Origin of the sequence: Priestia koreensis, assembly GCF_001274935.1 — a bacterium.
Classification (GTDB): Bacteria; Bacillota; Bacilli; order Bacillales; family Bacillaceae_H; genus Bacillus_AG; species Bacillus_AG koreensis.
The window spans coordinates 432,648-455,592 of the sequence record NZ_LILC01000002.1 but is presented as its reverse complement, the minus strand read 5'-3'; the positions used below and the strand labels follow the sequence as shown (position 1 = coordinate 455,592).

Annotated in this window: 24 protein-coding genes; 5 read left to right on the top strand and 19 right to left on the bottom strand. The window is 40.0% G+C overall.

Annotated elements, in window-relative coordinates:
• Window positions 1-506 precede the first annotated feature (506 nt).
• Together AMD01_RS02205 and rnjA are read left to right on the top strand one after the other, a co-directional pair.
• Window positions 507-719, top strand: coding sequence for a DNA-dependent RNA polymerase subunit epsilon (locus AMD01_RS02205; protein ID WP_053399746.1), 213 nt, complete (start codon window positions 507-509; stop codon window positions 717-719).
• 1 nt (window position 720) lies between these two features.
• Entirely contained in the window at window positions 721-2,388 is a 1,668-nt protein-coding gene (rnjA, locus tag AMD01_RS02200; protein WP_053399745.1) for a ribonuclease J1, read from the top strand.
• A gap of 34 nt (window positions 2,389-2,422) precedes the next feature.
• Here rnjA and AMD01_RS02195 read toward each other — a convergent pair whose 3' ends face one another.
• The 10 genes from AMD01_RS02195 to AMD01_RS02150 all read right to left on the bottom strand — a co-directional run bounded on the left by AMD01_RS02195 (window position 2,423) and on the right by AMD01_RS02150 (window position 13,847).
• Window positions 2,423-3,529 (bottom strand): ABC transporter permease, encoded by a 1,107-nt coding sequence (locus AMD01_RS02195; protein ID WP_053399744.1) that lies wholly within the window; start codon window positions 3,527-3,529, stop codon window positions 2,423-2,425.
• Window positions 3,526-4,791, bottom strand: a complete 1,266-nt coding sequence (locus AMD01_RS02190) for an ABC transporter permease (protein ID WP_053399743.1) — start codon at window positions 4,789-4,791, stop codon at window positions 3,526-3,528. Before AMD01_RS02190 ends, AMD01_RS02195 begins: the two co-directional genes overlap by 4 nt.
• Before the next feature lie 16 nt (window positions 4,792-4,807).
• On the bottom strand, window positions 4,808-5,740 hold the full coding sequence (locus AMD01_RS02185; protein ID WP_053399742.1) for an ABC transporter ATP-binding protein: 933 nt from the start codon (window positions 5,738-5,740) through the stop codon (window positions 4,808-4,810).
• Window positions 5,741-5,886: 146 nt separating this feature from the next.
• Window positions 5,887-6,519 (bottom strand): response regulator transcription factor, encoded by a 633-nt coding sequence (locus AMD01_RS02180; RefSeq protein WP_053399741.1) that lies wholly within the window; start codon window positions 6,517-6,519, stop codon window positions 5,887-5,889.
• Window positions 6,497-7,612, bottom strand: coding sequence for a sensor histidine kinase (locus AMD01_RS02175; RefSeq protein WP_157052578.1), 1,116 nt, complete (start codon window positions 7,610-7,612; stop codon window positions 6,497-6,499). Before AMD01_RS02175 ends, AMD01_RS02180 begins: the two co-directional genes overlap by 23 nt.
• Window positions 7,613-7,724: 112 nt before the next feature.
• Window positions 7,725-8,417, bottom strand: coding sequence for a potassium channel family protein (locus AMD01_RS02170; protein WP_281176824.1), 693 nt, complete (start codon window positions 8,415-8,417; stop codon window positions 7,725-7,727).
• A gap of 105 nt (window positions 8,418-8,522) precedes the next feature.
• On the bottom strand, window positions 8,523-10,346 hold the full coding sequence (locus tag AMD01_RS02165; RefSeq protein WP_053399738.1) for an ABC transporter ATP-binding protein: 1,824 nt from the start codon (window positions 10,344-10,346) through the stop codon (window positions 8,523-8,525).
• A gap of 11 nt (window positions 10,347-10,357) precedes the next feature.
• Window positions 10,358-12,097: an ABC transporter ATP-binding protein gene (locus AMD01_RS02160; protein ID WP_053399737.1), complete on the bottom strand. Its 1,740-nt coding sequence runs from the start codon at window positions 12,095-12,097 to the stop codon at window positions 10,358-10,360.
• Between the two features lie 266 nt (window positions 12,098-12,363).
• The gene (gnd, locus tag AMD01_RS02155) at window positions 12,364-13,281 is read right to left on the bottom strand and encodes a phosphogluconate dehydrogenase (NAD(+)-dependent, decarboxylating) (protein WP_157052601.1); all 918 of its coding nucleotides are present in this window, start codon (window positions 13,279-13,281) and stop codon (window positions 12,364-12,366) included.
• A 113-nt stretch (window positions 13,282-13,394) separates the two neighbouring features.
• On the bottom strand, window positions 13,395-13,847 hold the full coding sequence (locus AMD01_RS02150; protein WP_053399735.1) for a TlpA family protein disulfide reductase: 453 nt from the start codon (window positions 13,845-13,847) through the stop codon (window positions 13,395-13,397).
• Window positions 13,848-14,094: 247 nt separating this feature from the next.
• Between AMD01_RS02150 and AMD01_RS02145 the strand changes: the two genes are divergently transcribed.
• Window positions 14,095-14,976, top strand: coding sequence for a mechanosensitive ion channel family protein (locus AMD01_RS02145; RefSeq protein WP_053399734.1), 882 nt, complete (start codon window positions 14,095-14,097; stop codon window positions 14,974-14,976).
• Between the two features lie 28 nt (window positions 14,977-15,004).
• Here the strand turns inward: AMD01_RS02145 and AMD01_RS02140 are convergent, their stop codons facing one another.
• The 4 genes from AMD01_RS02140 to AMD01_RS02125 form a co-directional block, all read right to left on the bottom strand.
• Window positions 15,005-15,250, bottom strand: coding sequence for a YkuS family protein (locus AMD01_RS02140; RefSeq protein ID WP_053399733.1), 246 nt, complete (start codon window positions 15,248-15,250; stop codon window positions 15,005-15,007).
• A gap of 114 nt (window positions 15,251-15,364) precedes the next feature.
• Window positions 15,365-16,492 (bottom strand): N-acetyldiaminopimelate deacetylase, encoded by a 1,128-nt coding sequence (locus AMD01_RS02135; protein WP_053399732.1) that lies wholly within the window; start codon window positions 16,490-16,492, stop codon window positions 15,365-15,367.
• A gap of 94 nt (window positions 16,493-16,586) precedes the next feature.
• Entirely contained in the window at window positions 16,587-17,306 is a 720-nt protein-coding gene (gene dapD, locus AMD01_RS02130) for a 2,3,4,5-tetrahydropyridine-2,6-dicarboxylate N-acetyltransferase (protein WP_053399731.1), read from the bottom strand.
• A gap of 214 nt (window positions 17,307-17,520) precedes the next feature.
• Window positions 17,521-18,408, bottom strand: coding sequence for a transcriptional regulator CcpC (locus tag AMD01_RS02125; protein WP_053399730.1), 888 nt, complete (start codon window positions 18,406-18,408; stop codon window positions 17,521-17,523).
• A 137-nt stretch (window positions 18,409-18,545) separates the two neighbouring features.
• Between AMD01_RS02125 and AMD01_RS02120 the strand changes: the two genes are divergently transcribed.
• The gene (locus tag AMD01_RS02120; protein WP_245638864.1) at window positions 18,546-19,280 is read left to right on the top strand and encodes a sulfite exporter TauE/SafE family protein; all 735 of its coding nucleotides are present in this window, start codon (window positions 18,546-18,548) and stop codon (window positions 19,278-19,280) included.
• Between the two features lie 81 nt (window positions 19,281-19,361).
• Here the strand turns inward: AMD01_RS02120 and abbA are convergent, their stop codons facing one another.
• Together abbA and AMD01_RS02110 are read right to left on the bottom strand one after the other, a co-directional pair.
• On the bottom strand, window positions 19,362-19,553 hold the full coding sequence (gene abbA / locus AMD01_RS02115) for an antirepressor AbbA (RefSeq protein WP_053399728.1): 192 nt from the start codon (window positions 19,551-19,553) through the stop codon (window positions 19,362-19,364).
• A 252-nt stretch (window positions 19,554-19,805) separates the two neighbouring features.
• Window positions 19,806-20,042 carry a YkuJ family protein gene (locus tag AMD01_RS02110; RefSeq protein ID WP_053399727.1) on the bottom strand — a complete coding sequence of 79 codons (237 nt, stop codon included), beginning with the start codon at window positions 20,040-20,042 and terminating at the stop codon, window positions 19,806-19,808.
• A 268-nt stretch (window positions 20,043-20,310) separates the two neighbouring features.
• On the opposite strand from AMD01_RS02110, the gene AMD01_RS02105 reads away from it, so the two are divergent.
• A complete protein-coding gene (locus AMD01_RS02105; RefSeq protein WP_053399726.1) occupies window positions 20,311-20,544 on the top strand; it encodes a glutaredoxin domain-containing protein in 234 nt (77 codons plus the stop codon).
• Window positions 20,545-20,588: 44 nt separating this feature from the next.
• On the opposite strand, the gene AMD01_RS02100 is transcribed toward AMD01_RS02105, so the two are convergent.
• The 3 genes from AMD01_RS02100 to AMD01_RS02090 all read right to left on the bottom strand — a co-directional run bounded on the left by AMD01_RS02100 (window position 20,589) and on the right by AMD01_RS02090 (window position 22,709).
• A complete protein-coding gene (locus AMD01_RS02100) occupies window positions 20,589-21,119 on the bottom strand; it encodes a DUF3993 domain-containing protein (RefSeq protein WP_053399725.1) in 531 nt (176 codons plus the stop codon).
• Between the two features lie 23 nt (window positions 21,120-21,142).
• Entirely contained in the window at window positions 21,143-21,376 is a 234-nt protein-coding gene (locus AMD01_RS02095; protein WP_053399724.1) for a hypothetical protein, read from the bottom strand.
• A 121-nt stretch (window positions 21,377-21,497) separates the two neighbouring features.
• A complete protein-coding gene (locus tag AMD01_RS02090) occupies window positions 21,498-22,709 on the bottom strand; it encodes an EAL domain-containing protein (RefSeq protein WP_053399723.1) in 1,212 nt (403 codons plus the stop codon).
• Window positions 22,710-22,945: the final 236 nt, after the last annotated feature.

The window sequence follows — 22,945 nt, the reverse complement described above, 5'->3', positions numbered from 1 at the left end:
GCTCAAAGAGGACGGAACATCCCTTTGACTTCGAGTAAATGACATGACTATTTTGGACAAGGAGATGAGCTACTATGCTAAAACGTCTACGAAAGAAGTTAGCAAATCGTTGGAAAGAGCTACTCCGTAAGAAGTCTATCGCATAATAAAATCATAATTATTAGAGAGGCAATATGAAAGGAGAACTTGCCTTTCGTATTGCCTTAATTTATTGTTATAAGAAAGAGAGCAATGCTACTTGCAAAAAGGATCTCGTTTCGGCTACTATCTTAACAAGACGATTTGCAGGTTTCCACCAGCATTTCTCAAAGCGCGGATGATGTTCATACTATTTTTCTAGTTGCGGTATAGTGGATAATGAATTGACTTCACTTCGTTCCATGAATACAATTTAGTGAAGATGCATTTTATTAGTGTTATAACTAGAAAATAAATGAAATACATACCCATTTTGTAATATAATAAAAAAAGTTACTTGAATTTCGGATTAAGGAGAGAGATAAGAAATGATTTTTAAAGTATATTTCCAAGAAAGCATTAAGCAAGTTCCCGTACGTGAGCACACAAAAACCGTGTATGTAGAGGCAGACTCTGAGAAAGACGTACGATTAAAACTGAAGGACCGTAATCTTAACATCGAATTCGTTCAACCAATTCGTGGTGCTCATTTAGAATATGAACAGCAACATGAAGATTTCAAAGTATTGGAGATAGGATAATATGAAATTTGTAAAAAACAATCAAACTTCTGTTTTCGCCCTCGGTGGACTAGGCGAAATCGGGAAGAATACGTATGCTGTTCAATTCCAAGACGAAATTATTGTCATTGATGCTGGGATTAAGTTTCCTGAAGACGAGCTTCTTGGTATTGATTACGTTATTCCAGACTACTCATATCTAGTAAAAAACGAAGATAAAATCCGTGGTTTATTCATTACTCATGGACACGAAGATCACATCGGCGGGATTCCTTACTTACTACGTCAAGTAGATATTCCAATCTACGCTGGAAAACTTGCAATGGGTCTTATTAAAAATAAACTTGAAGAGCATGGGTTATTACGTAAAGCAAAGCTTCATGAAATTCAGGAAGATGATATTATCAAATTCCGAAAAACATCGGTGACGTTTTTCCGTACTACACATAGCATTCCTGATTCCTATGGTGTCGTTGTCAAAACACCTAATGGACAAATCGTACATACAGGCGATTTTAAATTTGATTTCACTCCTGTAGGTGAACCAGCCAACTTAACAAAAATGGCTGAGATCGGCAAAGAAGGTGTACTTTGCTTACTTTCTGATAGCACAAACAGTGAAGTGCCAAACTTCACGATTTCTGAACGTCGTGTAGGCGATAGCATTAACGATATCTTCCGTAAAGTAGATGGTCGTATTATTTTTGCAACGTTTGCCTCTAACATTCACCGTCTTCAACAAGTGATTGAAGCAGCTGTGCAAAACAATCGTAAAGTAGCTGTATTTGGACGAAGCATGGAATCTGCGATTGAAATTGGTCAAAGCCTTGGCTATATCCAATGTCCAAAAGATACGTTCATTGAAGCGTCTCAAATCAATCGTCTCCCAGCTAACCGCGTCACAATTTTATGTACAGGAAGCCAAGGAGAGCCAATGGCTGCGTTATCTCGTATCGCAAACGGGACGCATCGTCAAATTCAAATCATTCCGGGAGATACGGTTGTATTCTCATCTTCACCGATTCCGGGTAATACCGTAAGCGTTAGCAGAACCATTAACCTTCTGTACCGCGCTGGTGCTGATGTTATTCACGGACCGTTAAATGACATCCATACATCTGGTCACGGTGGACAGCAAGAGCAAAAGCTAATGCTTCGCTTAATTAAGCCAAAATACTTCATGCCAATTCACGGTGAATATCGCATGCAAAAAATGCACATCAAGCTTGCTGTTGACTGCGGCGTGCCGGAAGAGAACTGTTTCATCATGGACAATGGTGAAGTGTTAGCATTAAGTGAAGATGAAGCATCTGTTGCTGGTAAAATTCCATCTGGATCTGTATACATTGATGGAAACGGTATCGGAGACATCGGAAACATCGTGTTGCGCGACCGCCGTATTCTTTCTGAAGAAGGTCTTGTTATCGTTGTCGTAAGCATCAACATGAAGGACTTTAAAATTGCAGCTGGTCCAGACATTATCTCTCGTGGTTTTGTCTACATGCGTGAGTCAGGTGACCTTATTAATGACGCACAAGCATTGATTACAAAACATCTTAATAAAGTAATGGAACGTCGTACGTCTCAGTGGTCTGAAATTAAAAATGAGATCACAGATACGCTTGCTCCGTTCTTGTACGAAAAAACAAAACGTCGTCCAATGATTTTACCAATCATCATGGAAGTATGACGATAAAAAAAGCTCGCCGCCTGGCGAGCTTTTTTTATGCGGTTTGTTTCCGTTCCATTACGTTGATGCTGATTCCCATCATGATAATTCCCATCAATAATAAAATGACAACTGAATAGAAAGATTGTTGCCATTCATACCCATGAATCGTTACTCCTTTTAGTAAATCCATTCCGTACGTAATAGGAACAATTTTAGATAAACTGATCATAACGTTTGAGGAAACGATCTCAATTGGCCAATAGGCTCCTCCAATCATCGCCATGCTTACGGATAAAAGAGGAATAAGTGCTCGGAAATGATGAACCGTCTTTACTAAACTCGTAATTAATAAAGAAAAGGCAACAATTGCAAAAACGTATGGTGCGATCAGTAAAAGAACGAAACCAAGGGAGGTATGAAAATCCACACCCGCTACGAAATGAAAAACGCTAAACACAAGCGCAATTTGTGCATACCCAACCACAAAGCTATAAATCAAATGACCCAAATAAATGCTTGTTTTTGAGACGGGAGATAAAATGACCCGGTTCCATACCCCCTGCTGACGCTCATTAAAGAGACCAAACACGCTAAAAGCAATGGTATAGATCGAAAAAAACAACGTAAATCCGAAAATTGCCTGAAGCTGATTACTATTGTCTACCGACAGCTTTCCTTCCATCGATGTATCGTTCATCGTAAAAACAGGATGCTTCTTGGATTCCTGAAATACTCTTTCGATCTTCTTCTGATCCACTGCTGGATTTGCTGCTGCAATGGCTGTTTTTTGACTATTTTCTGCATAAACCGATTGTACAAACGGATCTAGCAGTGACTTCTGTACATTCTCACCAATGACGATGACATTATAACGATCAGGATAAACTTCCAGCCCTACAGAGCTTTCTCCAGCACTCACGTCTTTTTTTATCCCTTTTAAGCTGCTTAGATGAAAGCTAAAAACATCCGATTGATTCAATTCCTTTAATAAGGCTTTTTCAGGAGCGCCTGATAGGTGACTATAAACAGGAACAGGTTCTTTTCCCCCATTTGTTCCTCCTAAAAAATACGCAAATGCCATTGCGAGCACGGTCATTAAAATGGTCGCACCTGGTCTGCGAGCTAGAAGCTTAAAACGAGCCCATAAAATCGATGTCATATCGCCACCTCTCCCTTCCTACGATTAAACATGAACACAGATAGCATAAGAAATACTAATCCGTACAAAAGCAACACAACGACAGACGTTTGAATGTCAGAGAACGAATACCCTTGCACAACTTGTAGATAAGCCATTAACCCTGCGCCGTTTGGAACAAACTCGGATAAGTTTTGCAAAGATGCTGGTAGCTGTGAAGTTGGGACAAAGCTCCCACCGATCAGAGCTAGAATCGATACGACCACAGATGAGAAGATTGCGGATGCACTAGAAGATCCTGAAATAAAATTGAGAACGGCTAAGAACACCCCCATACCGCCCACAGCTAAGCTAATCGCCAGCGTGACAATGAAAAATAGTCCGATACTTGCCCAGTATACGTGATAGATTAGAGCAGCAAGACCAAACAAGATCGAAAGCTGTAAAAACGCAATAAGCGCAGTCGAACAAAATATACTTCCGAAATAGGCATAAGGAGACAGATTGGAAATGATAATTCGATCATACACGTGCTGTTCTTTGTCCATGTACGAATAACTAGCCATCGTTGAAGCGACATACATTACAAACATCATACTCATGGCAATCGTATAATAAGCAATGGCACTGAGCGGCTTCTCTTGGTGAACAGCTTTTACAGCCCCAAACACCTTCCCTTCCTCATGTGGAACTTTGACAACCACTTTACTGAGGTTAGACTGTAGCGTTAATTGCTTTTGGTAGGAAGTTAGTATATCTTGAACGAGCTTCACTGCATTTTCCTTTTTTTCGTTGTATGTCACTTGTAGAGTAGGCGTCTCTTTCTTGTTTAACAGCATGTGCTGCAATACCTCATAAGAAAAGTTTTGAGGCACGATGATAACCGCCGTATTTTTTTTGTTTTTCCGCTCTTTTTTTGCTTCCTTTACCGTCATTTCTTTTACGGTGATCATGCTCTTTACAACGTCGCTTCCTAAAACGTTACGTTTCAAAAGTTCGATTGGTTTGAGCTTTTCTGTCCCCTGCAGAATCGCTTTTTTCTGCTCAGCTGGGACCGGCATGTTCGCTATTTCTTCGGAAAACTTTTTCGCCTCTGCTTCTTCGTTCCCTTCCTGAGCTATGATCACGTTTGCTTTTAGAGATGATTGGGTCGATTCGCCTAGCGATCCTAGCGCGTTTCCGAGAATCGTAATTAATACAAACGGCATTAATAAAATAACCATTAGCTGTTGTGGCTTTCGCAAAAACAAGGTCAAATCCTTTTGAACAAGTCGAAATATCACAAGAAATCCCCCTCTCTTAGTCTCTTAACTGTCTTCCTGTTAAATGTAAAAATACATCTTCAAGCGTTGGTGTTTTCACTTCTACCGATGTAATCATCACTTTACACTGATCAGCGCTTTTGAATAATTCTGGTAAAATGTGAACTTGCTTTGGAACCAACACCGTGACTACTTTATCTTGCACCATGACGTTTGAAATGGAAGGATGATTTTTTAAGAGAGTGATAAACGATTCGTCATGAATCGTCACTTTCATTTGAATCGTATTTTCAGCAGAAAGGATATTTTTAATTTCATCCTTCGTACCAGAAGCAATAATGTCGCCTTTATCCATAATATAAATGCGATCGCATAAATACTCTACTTCTTCCATGTAGTGACTTGTGTACAAAACCGTCATCTGTTTTTCTTCGTTTAAACGTCGAACGGTTTCTAAAATATGATTTCGTGATTGCGGATCAATTCCTACCGTTGGTTCATCCATAATAATAATTTGAGGGTCATTCATTAACGCAACCCCGATATTTAAACGCCGCTTCATTCCACCAGAAAATGTTTTCGCTTGATCGTTCTGACGATCGCTTAGCCCGATAATTTCCAATACTTCCTGTACCTTTTTGCCAAGCTTCTCTCCGCGAAGTCCATGAAGCCTGCCAAAAAACATTAAATTTTCTTTTGCACTTAGCTCCATATACACCGCTATTTCCTGAGGAACAATTCCTAAAATGTCTCGAAGCGTTTGCGGCTTTTTTAAAATACTTTCATTGAACACTCGAATATCACCGCTTGTCGGGGGAATAAGGGAAGAAATCATTGAGATCGTGGTGGATTTCCCTGCACCATTTGGCCCCAACAACCCCACTGTTTCGCCTTTTTCTAAAAATAAATTTACCCCGTTCACCGCTTTTGTCTTTTTGTATTGTTTTGTTATGTTCACCACTTCTAACATATTTTTCTCCTCCTTTGTTCTCTCTCTATCATAAGCTCTGAATGGAATGTTCTACACTTTCCTCCGTCACTGTTTTTCTTTTTTACCCATGACCTCCGTCACTTCTTTTCTCTTTTCATATAAAAAGACCCCATTAACGGAGCCTTTTAAGCAAGGTGATGTCGAACGGCATAAATCGCAAGCTGTGTCCGATCTCGCAATTCGAGCTTATTCAATACTTGTGTAATATGATTTTTAACTGTTCCAATAGATAAATACAGCTCATCGGCAATCTCTTTATTCGTTTTCCCCTCACCCACTAACTTTGTGACAGCAAGCTCTCTCGGGCTTAGGGGAATCTCTGAAGCCTGAACGTTCGGTGTTTGCAATAAGCGCGGAACGACTTTTGCAGCGACGTTATCATGAATGGTCAGTCCCCCATTTAGACAGCTACGGATCGCTTCAATAAGCTTTACAGGCTCCGCATCTTTGAGCATAAATCCGTTCGCTCCATCCTTTAGTGCCTGCAGAGCATATTCATCATCATTAAACGTCGTTAAAATAAGAATTTTCATCTGGGGATTAATTCCTTTTATTTTCCTAGTCGCTTCAAGGCCGTTCATAATCGGCATCCGGATGTCCATTACGACCATATCAACGATATGCTTATGCAATTGTGCAAGCGCCTCTTCTCCATTGCTTGCTTCAGCAACCACTCGAAAATCATCATCAATTTCAATCATCATTTTCAGTCCTTGCCTAACGATATGCTGATCCTCAACGAGTAGGATGTTCCACATGTTCTGGTCCCTCCACCTTCAAAAATCCTTCTATAACAAAGGTTGATTCTGTTTGATAAAATGTGACGCTCCCTTTTATTTCTTCAACACGATCTTTTAATCCTTTTAATCCAAATCCTGGTTGAAACGGTATCGGTTTATGTACGGTATTCACAATTCTAAAGGACAAATCTCCTATTGCGCTCAGTCCTAACGTCACGTGAACGTCACGTGATGATCCGTAGCGCATCGCATTGGTTAATCCTTCTTGCATAATACGATATAAGACGACACTCTGACGGTTTGATAGTGGCAGAGACAATGCGCCCTGCTTCGTCGTAAATTCCACTTTCATATGACTCTCGGATTCTAGCTTCCGAATTAAAAGAAGAACAGACGGAATGCCCGTTACTTCTTCGTCCTTTAAGGTACGTACTGCGCTTCTGGTTTCCTCTAAGCTTTCTTTTGCGAGCCTTTTAAGTGTCGGAGCGGCTTCGGCTGATGATTCAGGCTTTAAGATCATCATTTCAATTTGCATTAAAAGCGCAGTTAGCTTGTGCCCTACTGAATCATGCATATCACGTGCGATACGTGTTCTTTCCTGAACTCGGGCTCCCTGTTCATTTTTTAACGCCATTCTTTTTATGTGTCGATATTCGCCTAATAAGTGCTCATACAATTGCTGTTTTTCCATCTTTTGTTGGCGATTTTGACTTAACGCAAGTAATAAAAACATGAAGAAAAAAACAATCAAAACATCTTCAGCAATGTAATTCATTGAATGAGAAAAGAGCAAAAGAATCATGCTCACTATAGAAGAAAGAACGGTGTAGAGACGAGATGTTTTGTACGGAAGCTGAAAAACTGCCTCGAGCGCTAAGTATGCGATCAGTAGTACGGAGTAAAACGGATAGTTATATCGAATGGCTGCTAGTACAATAATAACAAGCCCCACTACATAACCGATGAGCGGCTGCTTTAAAATCGGTAATAAAAAATAAAAGAGCATGGATATACTTAACAATAAAAATGCTGTAATGATTCGAGAAAACGTATAGGGAATGGACAAAATGAAGAGAATCCACAGAAGCAAAAATAAGCTCCATCTACTCAAAAATATACGCACCTTTTCACCCCTTTTATTACTGAGTATAAGTCTATTTTGTTAAAAAGGACCGTCTTCTCTCCAATCCACTTGAGAATTAGATAGAAGACGATCCGAGTAGTTAACGACTATAAAGTTTTGTTTGGAAACGATCAATGTCTGAATCCGCACCGATAATAATTAAAATATCTCCTTCTTGAATGAGCTCCGATGCCTGTGGAGATACGATAATCTCCTTCTCGCGCTTAATCGCGACGATATTAATTCCATATTTCGCTCGAATGTCGAGCTCAATTAGGGAATAACCTGCCATACGACTGTTGGCAATTACTTCGATAATACTATGCTCATCAGACAGCTCCAAGTAGTCAAGTACGCTGTTTGAAATAATATTATTCGCAATTCGTTTCCCCATATCACGTTCTGGATGAACGATTTTGTCTGCGCCAATTTTTGATAGTACCTTTTCATGATAGTCATTTTGAGCTTTTACGGTGATTTTCTTAACTCCTAGTTCCTTTAAGATAATCGTTGTTAAAATACTCGCTTGAATATTATCGCCAATCGCTACGATGACGTGATCAAAGTTACGAATGCCGAGGCTTTTTAACACCATCTCGTCTGTCGTATCTCCCACGACAGCATGAGAGGCGATATTAGCGTATTGATTTACTTTATCTTCATCCATATCAATCGCCAAAACTTCCATTCCTTGATCACTAAGCGTTTGACAAATGCTTCCGCCAAATCGACCTAATCCGATAACGGCAAATTCCTTCTTCACAAGAACTCCTCCATTATAAAAAGCTTCCATCTAAGTATGTACATACCTCTCTGATTGTATCATATATTTCTGTCTTTTATACGATTTCCCTGCTACAAATAAAAGAAGGTAACACAATGGTTACCCTCTTCTTAATCAAGCTGACGTTGAATCAATCATACGAAACTGTGCTTTTACTAATTCGTAATAAACACCTTGTTGCCTCATCAGCTCCTGATGATTTCCAAACTCTTCAATCTCCCCGTGATTTAGAACAAAGATTTTATCTGCCTCACGAATGGTTGACAGACGATGCGCAATCATAATGGCTGTGCGGCCCTTCAATAAGGTTCGAAGCGCATTTTGAATAATGAGCTCCGTCTCGGTGTCAATGCTTGCTGTTGCTTCGTCTAGAATAATAATGCTTGGATCAGCAAGCAGCGTTCGCGCAAATGATAAAAGCTGTCTCTCCCCTACAGATAAGATATTTCCTCGCTCTTCGACTTCTGTATCGTAGCCATTTTTCAGCTTTAAAATAAACTCATCGGCCCCAACAGCTTTCGCAGCACGAATCACGTCCTCATCTGTTGCGTCAGGACGTCCAAAGCGGATATTTTCCATAATGGTACCCGAAAAGATAAACGTATCCTGAAGTACCACACTGATGCGTGAGCGCAGGCTTGATACGGTCACATCACGAATATCAATGCCATCTATTTTCACTCTTCCGCTTGTTGGATCGTAAAAACGCGTAATTAGGTTGGCAATGGACGTTTTTCCAGAACCCGTATGCCCAACGAGTGCAACTGTTTCCCCCGCTTCCATTGTGAGAGAAATTCCTTTTAACGCCAAGCGTTTTTGATCGTAGGAAAATTCAACTTCCTCAAACTCAATTTTCCCTTTAATCTCGTCTAAGTGCTTTGCATTGTCTTTTTCATCAACGAGCGGCTTCTCATCTAGAAATTCAAAAATACGCTCTGAAGACGCCATTCCCATTAAAAGTTGGTTGTAGACTTGCCCCATTCGAGAAATCGGCTCCCAAAACATTCCGAGATAAAACGCAAATGAAACAAATTTCCCAATCGTCAACGTTCCATCTGCGATAAGCGTTGTCCCGTACCATAATAAAATGGCTGTTCCAAGCGCGTTCGACATTTCCACAAACGGACGAAACATGGCGTTTTTACGTGTAGCGCTTCGCCAGCTTTCGTATGTTTCTGTATTTACACCATCAAAAAATGCAATATTTTCTGTTTCCTGATTAAATGCTTGCGTGACGCGAATTCCTTGAATGCTCTCATTCAAATGTGAATTTAGCTTTGCTTGCTTTAGCCGTACATTCTGCCAAGATCGACGAATATTGCGGCGCAGGCTCGTCGAAATGAAGAACATAAGCGGTAAAATGATCATGACAGCGATGCTAAGCGACGGGCTTAAAGAGAATAAGACGGCAATAACACCAATAAGCAAAATCATATCCATCAATAAGTTAATAACACCGCTCGTAAAAAGCTCCTGAAGGGAGTTAATATCATTCATGATTCGAACAAGGATCGAACCCGCTGATCTTGAATCAAAAAAACGATGCGAAAGACTTTGTACGTGCGTAAACAAATGCTTTCGCAAGTCATAAATCACGTTTTGACCAAGCTGATTCATCCAGCGAATTCGAAAAATATTGGCAATATAAGATACAAGATAAAGCCCAAAAATAATTGCTACAAGCGTCCATAACAAATTTTGATCTTTGTTTTTAATCGCATGATCGAGCGTATATACTCCGATTAGAATAGGTGCTGCTAGTCGTACAATCGTCGTAATAATAACCGTTAAGAACGCAAGCGGAAGAAGCTTCTTGCGATAAGGTTTTAAGTAGCTGAATAAGCGCAGCATCTGTTTCCAGTTGAACGGCTTATCAATTACCTGATCCGTTGGGTAATAAAAACGATTTTTGACGAGTTTTTCTTTTGACTGTTTCATGTCCACACCTCCTATGCACTCGTAACTGCATGCTGATCTTGATATTGAATATCATAGATTCGTTCATACGGTCCGTTATTTTTCAATAATTGCTCGTGTGTACCACGTTCCGCTACAATTCCATCGTCAAACACTAAAATTTCATCTGCGTGCTTTAACGAAGAAATGCGATGCGCAATAATAAACGTTGTACGGTTTTTCATTACTTCTTTTAATGCGAGTTGAATTTGATGTTCTGTTTCCATATCCACAGCACTTGTTGCATCATCTAATACGAGAATACTAGGGTTTAATAAAAGGGCACGGGCAATGGCGATACGCTGCTTCTGCCCTCCTGATAATCCTAACCCTCGTTCTCCGAGCATCGTATCATAGCCATCTGCAAGCTCCATAATAAACTCATGTGCTTGTGCGCGCTTGGCAGCTTCTATGATTTCGTCCATCGTTGCTTCTGGACGACCATAGGCAATATTGGTTTTGATTGTTGACGAGAACAGAAACGTCTCTTGAAGTACAAAGCCAATGTGATGACGAAGGCTTGAAAGAGAATAGTCTTTAATATCTCGATCATCTAGCAAGATTTGGCCATCTTTTGGCTCATAAAATCTTGTAATAAGTCTTGTTAAGCTCGTTTTACCAGATCCGGTTGCACCAATTAACCCAATCACGCTGCCTGGATCTGCTTGAAATGATACGTTTTCAAGTGCCATTTTACTTTCATTCGGATATTGAAGAGAAACGTTCTGAAACTGTACTTTTCCTTTTAAAGGCTGTAATTCTGCAACAGGTTCGTGTACCTTTTCTTCTTCATCCAAGATTTCTAATAAGCGCTCACCCGATGCTTTTGACTGCGAGAACATGTTAATTACGAACCCTAAGTTCATAATCGGCCACATTAAGTATGTAGTTAAGCTAAAAAAGGCTACTAATTCACCAGGTTTGACCGTTCCTTCCATCACTAAATAACCACCATAAGAAAGCAGTGCGACGACAGATAGGTTCCCGATAAATTCCATCAAAGGAAAATACTTCGCCCACACTTCAGACGTTTGCAAATAGCGGTCTTTATAATCAGCATTGGACTGGTTAAATTTATTCGTTTGGAACGATTCGCGCGATAGTGCTTTTACCGTATTAATTCCGCTTATATTCTCTTGTACATTTGTATTTAAACGACCAAACGTTTTTCGCACGTCCCGAAATGCGGGGTGAACGCGTTTGTCAAACTTATACACAACGATTGAGAGAAACGGTAAAGCGACGATTGTCGCAATCGTAAGCGGGATAGAATAGTAAAACATGACGCTAAAACTAGCAATGATTAAAAGTACAAACCGGATTAGCTCCGAAAAACCAAATGAAAGGAAAAAGCGAAATCCTTCCACATCCGCGGTTAAACGAGACATTAAATCACCCGTTTTCGCATTATCATAGTAGGCGAATGGTAGTACCTGTAGCTTTTTGTACAAGGCGTTTCGCAATTCATACACGGAACGAATTCCAAATAAGTCTCCGTAGTATTGCTGAACGTACGTAGCTCCGCCCTTCACTATCATAAGTAGGACAAAACCAATTGCTACATATGGAACTACCTGATAATTTTCCTTCAATACGACACTATCAATTGTGTATTGAAGCACAATTGGATAGACAACTGTGATTGCTGTTACAACAAATAAACAAAGAACGGACCAATAAAAATAGGATCGAAAAGGCAAGTAAAAGCCCTTTAGTTTTTTAAACGTTTCCATAGCATCCTCCTTCTTCCATTTTTTATTCAAATTGGAAAACGTATTATTAAATATATCGGTTTTCGAAATAAATTTCCATACTTTTTTGTATTTTTTAAAATATTTTAAAAAAGTAATATTTTCTGTTATTTTAATACCGGTTACAAGACATAATGCAGTTATAGAATACGCGGAACAAAGAAAGTCAGCGACCGCCATTGGATTGAACTTCTCTACGACTTTAGACGTAGAAAAAGACCACGGATATCCGTGGTCTTCCATCTTCTCTAGTTTTTTTCTACTGCATGTCCACCAAATTCATTACGTAAGGCCGCTACCACTTTCCCAGTAAACGTATCATCTTCTAATGAACGATAGCGCATGATAAGAGACAGGGCAATGACCGGTGTTGGTACTTGAAGATCAAGCGCTGTTTCCAACGTCCACTTTCCTTCTCCAGACGAGTTCATAATGCCCCGAATATTGGAGAGCTTTGGATCTTTTGAAAATGCTCTTTCCATCAGTTCAACCAACCATGAGCGAATGACTGATCCATGATTCCATACGCGAGCGACACCTTCAAAATCATAATCAAACTCACTCTTCTCTAACACATCAAATCCTTCAGCAATTGCCTGCATCATTCCGTACTCGATGCCATTATGCACCATCTTCAAGAAATGACCGCTTCCAACTGCACCGGTGTACAAGTAGCCTTTTTCAACATTAATGTCTTGGAAAATCGGCTCGATCGTTTTGAAGACCGATTCATCCCCACCGATCATCATACAAGCTCCGTGACGAGCTCCTTCCATTCCTCCACTTGTTCCAACATCGAAGTAGTGAATGCCTTTTTTCTTTGCTTCGTCTGCACGTCGCAGTGAATCTTTGTAAAATGCATTCCCTCCGTCAATGAGGATATCGTCTGCTTCCATATAAGTAAGAAGCTTCTCGATCACGCTCTCCGTAATTTCACCCGCAGGAACCATCATCCAAACGATACGAGGCTTGCTTAAATTTTCAATAAGCTCTTGAAGTGAATGTGCACCGGTTGCTCCTTCGCCTTCGATTTTTTTTACCGCCTCATCGTTTACATCAAACGCTACGACTTTGTGCTTATGATCAAGTAAGTTCAACACTAAGTTTGCACCCATTTTCCCTAAGCCTACCATACCTAATTTCATTTTATGTATCCTCACTTTCATTCCTAAATCATTCGACTTTTTCACTATCTATCTTTTCCTTAATGACAAAAAGCATGTAGAAAATTTTCTATATGCACGATAAAAAGCGTGAGAATAACACTCACGCTTTCTCCTCATTCATTTCTTATCTCAGTAAGTATCCGCTGAAGCCGCTTTTTTAGCACCTTCATTCCACTTCCACCTGCTTGAAAATGACGGAGCCGACCATCACGATCAAACAAATAATAAGCGGGGACATATTGATTGTCAAAAGCTGCTGTTAACGTTTGCTCATGATCGATAAAAATAGGCTGAGTCATGTTCTCTTCTACTGCTATACGCTGAATTTCTTCTGTATTCAAATCAGCTTTTGAGCGAGGCATATGAACTGCGACTACCTGAAGCTGTTCTTGATAAAGATCACGAAAATCATTAATGTGAGACATGGCTTCTTTACATAAATGACAGCTTACCGACCAGAAATGAATTAACGTTGCTTTTTTCCCTATAAGCTGTTCTGTAGACGTCTCTCCATTGATCCACATGCTTGCCCCAACTAACTCTGGCATTGTATCACGTAGTTTCATCTTGGCTCCCCCCTCTTATTAGTTTATTGTGGTCCCTGCACTTTATTAGTAAAGAATGTCAGACTGATTGCTTTTCTCCCTGTGATTCTAGACCACTCGGCGAGTTTAGTCCTAATCCGATCTTCTCTTGCACATTTTAAGCATCTTTGGTAAAGCTATATACGAATAACATTTTTTGTAGTTTATTGCTACAAAGATGAGGGAAAAGGGCAACATACATATCTTTTGCACTTCGAATTAAGAAAGGATGATTACTGTAATGTGGGATAAGCTTAACCTGCAACAATTTGAATGGGAGGCGCTGTTAGCGAACGCAGGAATTGTGATCTTAAAGCTCATTGGCCTTCTCATCGCATTTGCTATTCTTCGCTCGATCGGTCAAAAAATCATTGAGCGTTCATTTACAAAAGCAATGGAACGTGACAATATTTCAAATGGTCGCGCCTTAACGTTAAAGAGCTTAATTGCAAACGTCTTTAGCTACGTGCTGATCTTTATTTTTGTCGTCATGATTTTTGAAACGTTCGGCGTTCACGCAACCGCACTGCTTGCTGGTGCTGGAGTAGTGGGACTTGCCATCGGATTTGGTGCACAAGGTCTTGTAAGCGACATTGTGACAGGCTTTTTTCTTTTATTAGAAAAACAATTAGACGTAGGAGACTACGTGACGACTGGAAGCTTCTCAGGTATTGTTGAAGCCGTAGGTCTACGCACAACTCATATCAGAGGTTTTGACGGAACGCTTCATTATGTTCCGAATCGTGAAATTACAAGCTTAAGCAACCACTCACGAGGTACTATGCGTGCGCTAATTGACATTGGTATTTCATATGACGATGACATTGACCGAGCCATTACGGTTCTTCAGGAGACGTGTGATCGCGTTGCGCTTGAAAATGAAAACATCGTAGACGGACCAAATGTAGTAGGGGTGCAAGACCTTGGTTCTTCAGACGTTGTGATTCGTATTATCGGAAAAACGGTAAACGGAGAGCAGTGGGGCGTAGAACGTCAGCTACGTAAAGCGATTAAAGAGGCGCTTGATGCAAATGGAATTGATATTCCGTACCCACATCAAGTGTTCGTAAAAAAAGATGAAGGCACTCAGCCTTCTGCACAAACGACTTAAAAAAAGGATGCCGATTGGCATCCTTTTTTTATCCTTGAACTCTTGAGCCTACTTGCTCACAAATTTCATTTGCCGTTAATCCACTTGCTTGGATAACAGATCCTTGTGTTACTGTGTTCGCAATTCCCATCACGTTTTGGTCTTGTCCTGTAATTACGCAGCAATCACAGCCCTGTGCATCACTTTCTTGATGAAGTTGAACCACTTCATGCCCCATTTCTTGTAATGCTTGCTGTACGTCCGTTAAACCTGCTTCTACACCAATTTTAGCCATTAATTTTTACCTCCGTAAATGTGGTATCGCTTATAAAGCGTCATAAGCCACTACTATAAAAAGTAGCGTGTACCTTTATAAGCTGTCCCCACTAGAGGTAAATTATACAAAATTTTAGCGTGTGCCTTTTTTTCTCATATACTGTGTGACTAGCGAAACCGCAACATCAATCGCCTTTTCATTCGGTTTAAGCTTTGAGTGGTGCAAGCCGTATTCAGACTGCACGCCTAGCCAAAACATAAACCCTGGAATATCTTTTAACAAATATCCGAAGTCTTCACCCGTCATTGCTTCTTTACACTCAATAAGCTCTACATCTGTTTCGTCCTCTACAAAGTTCATAAACGCACGTGTTTCCATCTCGTGATTGTAGACCTGATGATACATCGCACCGTAGTCAATCTCTGTCTGACAGTGATAACCTACTTCTACCCCTTTTACGAGCGCTTCAATTCGTTCCTTTACTCTTTTCATAGACTCTGGTGAAAGGGTTCGAATCGTTCCCTCAAGGCGCGCTTTTTCTGCAATAATATTTTGGACGGTTCCCCCCGTAATTTTCCCTATTGTGATTACTGCACTATCTAGAGGATCCACGTTACGTGCGACAACAGACTGTAGCTGTGAGACGAGAGAACAAGCAGCCACTACCATATCATTTGCTTGGTGGGGATAAGCAGCATGACCGCCTTTCCCTTTTAAATCAATATAGAGCTCTGACGTGTTCGCAAATAAAAGCCCCTCCTTCGTCGCGATCGCTCCAACAGGATACTCCGGTGCTACGTGAAGCGCCATTATGAAATCAGGCATCCATTCTTTCATAACGTCGCTTTCTAGCATCGGCTGTGCACCACCTGGGCCTTCTTCTGCTGGTTGAAATAAAAAGAGCACATGATCATCAATCGGATTCTCAACAACGTGTGTAAGAACACCTAGCGCAATTGTCATATGAACATCATGGCCACAAGCATGCATCATTCCGTCGTGCACAGACTGAAAATCATATCCCGTCTCTTCTGTAATCGGCAAGCCGTCAATATCTGTTCGATAGCCAATCGTTTGAGTAGGGTTGTTCCCGAGCACCTTGACGAAAATTCCTGTTCTCCATTCTTTGATTTCCAAACGCTCTGATGGGAGGCTATGTATGTAATTAAGTAAATATCGCTGCGTTTTTGTTTCCTGAAATCCCAGTTCAGGAATTTGATGTAATTCGCGTCTTATTCGAATTAACTGTTCTGTGTTCATTCCGTTTTTCCTCCTACTGTTACCTCACTATACACAAAGAGCGCGGAACATCTCCACGCTCTTTTACGATAGATTAACGTCTATAAGCTCATTTTTACTCTTCGCCTAGTTGACGAAGCTCTTGCTTAATTTCTGTTTTTGATTTTGTTTTCTCGTCGATTTCTTTGATCACGCGAGCTGGCGTACCTGCTACAACTGTGTATGGAGGAACGTCGTTTACTACGATTGCACCTGCTGCTACAACTGCACCTTTTCCTACCGTTACACCTTCAAGAACGACCGCATTTGCTCCTACTACTACATCGTCTTCAATAACAACTGGCTTAGCAGAAGGTGGCTCAATAACCCCAGCAAGAACAGAACCCGCGCCGATATGACAGTTTTTACCTACTGTTGCACGTCCGCCAAGAACAACGTTCATGTCGATCATTGTTCCTTCACCGATCACAGAACCGATGTTAATAGAAGCACCCATCATGATTACAGCATTGTCACCAATTTCGACTTGGTCACGAATAATTGCACCTGGCTCAATGCGTGCTTTGATGCCTTTCATATCAAGTAATGGAATCGCTGAGTTACGACGGTCGTTTTCAACCACGTAGTCTTCAATTTTTCCTTCGTTTGCTTCTAGAGCTGCTTTGATGTCTTTCCATTCACCGAAAACAACACCAGAGTTTCCGTTCACAAATGTCTTCGAATCTGCGCCGAAATCAATGCCTTCTACTTCACCTTTTACGTATACTTTTACAGGTGTTGATTTAGTACTATTTTGAATAAATGAAATAATTTCATTTGCATCCATCATTTTCATTATGTATTTCCTCCTTAAGTAAGCTACATTCTATTTTACTAATTTAACAAACTGCACTCTTCATGACAAGCTTGAACTTTGATTAATTCACCAATAGTTGCGGATCTCTGCCTTTTCCGTTTCATTTATCGACAAATACGCTTCCTATAGCCGATTCACGTGTATTTCGCACAAATCAACCTACGAAACCTTTCACTTCACGAACGAGATGGAATTAGTATTCGTCTAAATGCTCCTTCACATACTGTTGCACGACCTCCACAAAGGCTTTCACCTGTTTTAAATGGAAAGTGGATTCATAGCCAATTAGCCACGTATCACGCGTTAGGGGCTTACCATATTCATCAAGTAGCGGAATGCGATTAATTCGTTTATCCTCTTTCGTCAAGGCGATCGAAGGCAAGATCGCAAATCCTATTCCGTTCAGCGCCATTTGCTTACACGTTTCAATTTGGTCTACTACAATCGTGCGCTTTGGACTCGTTTGAAATTGCTGATGCCACCATTCTTGAATTTCTTGATAGTACGTGGAGTCACTTTTAAATTGAATGAACGGCTTGTCCGTTGTCGCCAGCTGCTCAAGTGATGTAATATCGGTATCTACGAGGTTCAACGTATCTGTTAAAATATGTTCCTTCACACCTTTCCAATCAGGATTTCCTCTAATAATCCCTAGGTGCACTTGGTCTTCGTATAGGTACTGAAGCATCTCACTGCTCCATCCCGTCACAAGCGAGACTTTTGCATGCGGGTATTCCTCTACAAACCGCTTTAAAATTTGCGGAATCCAGTGCTGACCAATAATGGAAGCAACGGCTAGCTTGAGCGTCCCATATACTTGTGTATTCAACGCCTGTATTTCCTCTTTCACCTTCTCTTGCTTTTCAACAACCTCTTTTGCAAACTGGACAATCTTTTCTCCTGCAGGTGTTAACGCCAATCCTTTTTGAGAGCGGATAAATATTTTCGTCTCCCACGCACGTTCGATTGTCTGAAGACGTTGTGACAGAGCAGGTTGAGAAACAAACAGACGCTCTGACGCTTTTCTCATATTTAATTCTTCTGCTAAAACCATCAGCATCTTGTATTCGATTAATTGCATAGCCGTGTCCTTCCTTTGGTTTATTCGATAAGTTTTACTTATAGTATAACTGATTTTTTTCATTATTTCATTATGATCATTCTACGAATACAATAAAGAAGAAGCGGATTTTTATATGGAAAGGTGATGATGCAATCGTGGTATTAGTTCTCGTGGGATTTATTGCAACATTTATTGGAACGCTGTGCGGAAGCGGAGGGTTAATTAACGTACCAGCCATGCTACTACTTGGCATTCCAATTCATACGGTGATTTCGTCCAACAAATTTTCAAATACCATTAGTTCTTTTTCTAGTTTTTTTGTTCTTCTCAAAAATAAAACGATTCAACTGAAGCATGCCTTGTGGATGGCACCTTTCAGTTTTTTAGGTGGTGTAACTGGTGGGAAAATTACGCTCTACATTAGTGCACATACGATGCAGATTGTCGCTATTTTCCTCCTAAGCTTTGCTCTGCTTTTAAACTTCTTAAAAAAACCCACACAAAAAGATGGTGTTACCACTAAGCCAAAGCTTATGACGTTTCCTGCTATATTTGGGATTGGGATGTATGACGGCATGTTCGGTCCTGGTCAGGGAACGTTATTAATGTATACCTTCTTGCAACAAGGGCTTTCGTATCTGAAAGCAATAGCATTTACTCGCTTTCAAACCTTCCTAAGCTGCTTAGGTGCATTCATAACGTATGTGTCGTCTCCTTACTTTAATTGGAGTGTTGCACTTCCTCTAGCACTAGGCTCTTTTTTAGGCGCACAGCTTGCTGTCAAACTCGCTCCTAAACTTCCAAAAGTCTATCTTATCTGGCTTTTGCGGCTCGTGACATTTCTATTAATTGTCCAGCTTACCTATCAACTCATTCAAAAATCAGTGTAATGGACACAAAATAAAAAGCAATCTTTAAAAGACTGCTTTTTTGCTTGAATCATTTTTATTTACACGACATTCTATGTATCGTTACATGTCACATAATCTGTTGTATAGCGACGCGATCTTTTGATATTGAAGTTGGTCTACTCTTTTTAATCCCTGCTCAATATCATTGATATGGCTGCTGACAATCTCCACAGCATATTGTTGTTCAAACAAGACGTTTAACAGTAACTGTGCTTCTTCTTGTGTAAGTGTGACTACATTCTTGACGCTCATAACCGTCCCCCCAGTTTCATCATCAAGTATTCAAACTTTCAAAAAAGTTCGATTATTTGACACAATTTAAGTCTAGAGTTTTTTTGCTTATGTGTCAATATTACGTTTTCGATATTTTTTTCGCTTTTTTTACAGCATTCGACTATTTTTGCAAATCTTAAGCGATTGCTTCATTCTCGTATATAAGAACAAAACAAAAGCATAAAAAAAGAACGACTCTCAAAAAATTTAAGCAGTCGTTCTTTCATTTTTTTAGTTAATTAGTTCAAAAATTTCAATTGCAATCATATCAACGTTATCAAATTGATACACTTTTGGTTTTTCGCCATCAACGTATACTTCTAGCTCATATGTTTCTGCTTTTTCATGGTATTTCACACTACAAATACGTTTTCCTTCTACTTCAAAAAAACGTTGTGGTGCTTCACCATTACCTGCTTGTTCACGAAGATTTATTAAACGAGTTAAAATACCTTGTAACTGTGACATTCACTTGACTCCTTTCTACCTGTCTTTAATCATTAGGTTTTGCTACTGACATTTTTCTATGCCATTACCTAAAGAAAGACAACATACGTTTAAACTATATGCTACCTTATCCAAAAACTCAAGGGATTTCAGGATAATTCTTTAAACAACTCTCATATTTCTAGCCTTATTCATTAAAATTATCTATAATGTAGATACTATTTCATCACAAGAATAGTAATCATTGCACTACACATTGTAGGCATATTTTAAAGTAAGGATGGTTTTTATGAAAAAAGTAGAAGTGTATTCACAGCCTGAATGTCCACCATGTCAAGTTGTTAAACAGTTTTTAACGCATCATCAAATTAAGTTTACCGAGTTTGATGTTTCTACTGACAAAGCAGCCAGAGAACGAATGATTCATACTTTTCAAGCTTACTCTACTCCTACCGTCAAAGTAGATGATGACCTCGTAATCGGTTTTAACTTACCGAAACTAGAAGAATTATTAAATCTCTAATACGAATTCATGGCAGACCTTCCCCTATGAGAAGGTCTGCTTTTTTAATCCGCTTTAATTTCGTGAAACGTTTTGACTGAACGCACAGGCTTCTCTTTGCTGAAGGTGTATTGCACAATTTTCCACTGCGGTCCGTACAGCTTTAGCGTAATCATTTCATAGTGATCCCCGTATTTGACAGGTCCATCCGTTTCATCAGGGAAATATTCGTATACGTACAGCTTATGTTTTTGATCATCATAGATCATTTTCGTATCGCCGTTATAGGAAAAATACGGAATATAATACGGAGAAAGATCTCCCCCGTAGCTAATATAGCCCTGCGCTTCTTTTACGACGTTCTCTTTTAAAAATTGATCTGTATATGATTTTGAAAAATATGGGGTTAATACTCGTTCTGTTTCAGCTTTCGTATGGTAGGCTTCACTCAGCTTTAACTGCGCTTGAAACGCATCATGCATAAAAGTAAACACTTCAATTCGCGAAGGATGAACGGTGTTCACTTTTGCGCTCGCATAATTCCCTGTCCAAAAAGTCATCAGCAAAGCTAGCACGATCATGGCGTGTTTTTTCATGTTATCTCGCTCCTTCTTTCCTATTATCTGTAAACAATCGCCATCACGGCGACGATTCCTAAAAAGATTAAAAAACCAAAAATATAGACGAGAAAGATGGGATTTCGCATATAAGGTCGTTCTTGCACACGCTCGCTAACCGCACTGTCTAACTCCCCATCTAAAAGGCGCTGCTTACGTCCAATTAGATACGTATACAGCAACCCGCCTAAAATAATAACGACAGCCGCTACCGCTAATATCGGTATAAGTCCCATGACTTTTTTCCTCCCTTACAGATTAAACGTGATATGTATGTTAGTTTTCCAAATATAAACAAACAATATACAAACAAAAGCCTCCTACTGCTCAAAGGCGGTAGAAGGCTTTATGACATACTCAAAGCGCATCTTGCTCATATAAATAATCATATGATAAGTCCACAAAAAGATAGTGCTGGTGATCGATCGGATAGGAAAATGTTCGAATATTTTCACCTGTCTCAATATCGCTATATACGTCTGATAATATCCCCTTTTTATCCACACTCATGCGGATAATGTTGGCTAAAAAGTAGGGACGCCAACTCCAGTTTTTCAGCATATACTCTGGTTTAAGCTCCCATGTATTTTCGTGTTTTACAATATTCGCTGACTTTTGAAAGCCATTTTCATCACACACATAAATCCGAAAACTAGAATTCGTTAAATGAGAAGCAACAAGCGCAATCATCTCGTCATAGCTCTCCACTTTTTTGCCCTTCACCATGATACGCTGAAGCTGCTCTTCAAAGATTTGTGACAAATGGTAAATAGACAGCAGACGCTTTTTTTCATGAGAAATAAACATTTCGAATTGCTGTCTTAATTTATCCTTCAGCAAGGTTGCCTCTTGAATATCTGGGGATGGCTTATGTAGATAAAATCCTTGAAAATAACGTCCGCCGTTCCGCCATGCATACTGAAGCTGAAAGGATGCTTCAATTTCTTCATATAGTAAGGTTGCTCCTACTTTTCTCGCTAAGAGAGCTAGGGAATACAGAACGTCTTGATAGGCTTGTGGCATCGATGTTTTCCGCATCGTATGCAAATCAATTTTCAAAATATCGGGTGCCAGTAAGCCGATACGATCCAGGTTACTGCTCTCCTTCCCAATATTATCGACCGCGACCTTAATGCCGTAGGTTCTATAATACGTCAGCAGATGGTGAAGCTGTTCAATATCGCCTTCAAAATCATGCTCCGTCACTTCTAGTACGATGCGGTTTAAGGAGAGCCCTTTCTCTTCAAAAGACTGCAGCAATGACAGCAGTGTTTCACCATGATCATTCATCAGCAGATTGGCGTTTTGATTAATAAATAGCATATACGCATCTGGACTCGTCAATGCATGTTCCAAAGCGAGGGAAAGAACGACTCGATCTACATCAATACGATACTCATCAGGGATCGATTCATCTTGAAAAAAAGGCCCTAGACTTTCAACGCCATTTTCTGTTCGAATTCTCGCTAACACCTCGTAGCCTACAATGGTATGCTCATCTGCACTAAAAATAGCCTGATAATAAGGGAAAACATTCTCTAAGCTTGTTAATACGTCAAGTGGATCCATACCACACCTCCATTCTTTTTCTACGATGTGTTTCATATGGACTTTTACACACCCATGGTTTTAGCTTCTCAACACCCGAAAAGGTTCAAGAACATTCATAATATTCAATAGTATAATATGGATATCGCATTTATGCTAGTGCCATCTCCACTAGAAGAAAAAGGGATAAGTCATGTGACTTATCCCCTTCACCAAAGCAGTATATCACTATCTTTTTCTTTACGCACATATGTAGA

Excerpts from the sequence above, each read along its gene's own strand:
- AMD01_RS02205 (WP_053399746.1), top strand. The coding sequence starts at position 507 with ATGATTTTTAAAGTATATTTCCAAGAAAGCATTAAGCAAGTTCCCGTA.
- rnjA (WP_053399745.1), top strand. The coding sequence starts at position 721 with ATGAAATTTGTAAAAAACAATCAAACTTCTGTTTTCGCCCTCGGTGGA.
- AMD01_RS02195 (WP_053399744.1), bottom strand. The coding sequence starts at position 3,529 with ATGACATCGATTTTATGGGCTCGTTTTAAGCTTCTAGCTCGCAGACCA.
- AMD01_RS02185 (WP_053399742.1), bottom strand. The coding sequence starts at position 5,740 with ATGTTAGAAGTGGTGAACATAACAAAACAATACAAAAAGACAAAAGCG.
- AMD01_RS02180 (WP_053399741.1), bottom strand. The coding sequence starts at position 6,519 with ATGTGGAACATCCTACTCGTTGAGGATCAGCATATCGTTAGGCAAGGA.
- AMD01_RS02170 (WP_281176824.1), bottom strand. The coding sequence starts at position 8,417 with ATGGAAGCTTTTTATAATGGAGGAGTTCTTGTGAAGAAGGAATTTGCC.
- AMD01_RS02165 (WP_053399738.1), bottom strand. The coding sequence starts at position 10,346 with ATGAAACAGTCAAAAGAAAAACTCGTCAAAAATCGTTTTTATTACCCA.
- AMD01_RS02160 (WP_053399737.1), bottom strand. The coding sequence starts at position 12,097 with ATGGAAACGTTTAAAAAACTAAAGGGCTTTTACTTGCCTTTTCGATCC.
- gnd (WP_157052601.1), bottom strand. The coding sequence starts at position 13,281 with ATGAAAGTGAGGATACATAAAATGAAATTAGGTATGGTAGGCTTAGGG.
- AMD01_RS02150 (WP_053399735.1), bottom strand. The coding sequence starts at position 13,847 with ATGAAACTACGTGATACAATGCCAGAGTTAGTTGGGGCAAGCATGTGG.
- AMD01_RS02145 (WP_053399734.1), top strand. The coding sequence starts at position 14,095 with ATGATTACTGTAATGTGGGATAAGCTTAACCTGCAACAATTTGAATGG.
- AMD01_RS02140 (WP_053399733.1), bottom strand. The coding sequence starts at position 15,250 with ATGGCTAAAATTGGTGTAGAAGCAGGTTTAACGGACGTACAGCAAGCA.
- AMD01_RS02135 (WP_053399732.1), bottom strand. The coding sequence starts at position 16,492 with ATGAACACAGAACAGTTAATTCGAATAAGACGCGAATTACATCAAATT.
- dapD (WP_053399731.1), bottom strand. The coding sequence starts at position 17,306 with ATGAAAATGATGGATGCAAATGAAATTATTTCATTTATTCAAAATAGT.
- AMD01_RS02125 (WP_053399730.1), bottom strand. The coding sequence starts at position 18,408 with ATGCAATTAATCGAATACAAGATGCTGATGGTTTTAGCAGAAGAATTA.
- abbA (WP_053399728.1), bottom strand. The coding sequence starts at position 19,553 with ATGAGCGTCAAGAATGTAGTCACACTTACACAAGAAGAAGCACAGTTA.
- AMD01_RS02110 (WP_053399727.1), bottom strand. The coding sequence starts at position 20,042 with ATGTCACAGTTACAAGGTATTTTAACTCGTTTAATAAATCTTCGTGAA.
- AMD01_RS02105 (WP_053399726.1), top strand. The coding sequence starts at position 20,311 with ATGAAAAAAGTAGAAGTGTATTCACAGCCTGAATGTCCACCATGTCAA.
- AMD01_RS02100 (WP_053399725.1), bottom strand. The coding sequence starts at position 21,119 with ATGAAAAAACACGCCATGATCGTGCTAGCTTTGCTGATGACTTTTTGG.
- AMD01_RS02095 (WP_053399724.1), bottom strand. The coding sequence starts at position 21,376 with ATGGGACTTATACCGATATTAGCGGTAGCGGCTGTCGTTATTATTTTA.
- AMD01_RS02090 (WP_053399723.1), bottom strand. The coding sequence starts at position 22,709 with ATGGATCCACTTGACGTATTAACAAGCTTAGAGAATGTTTTCCCTTAT.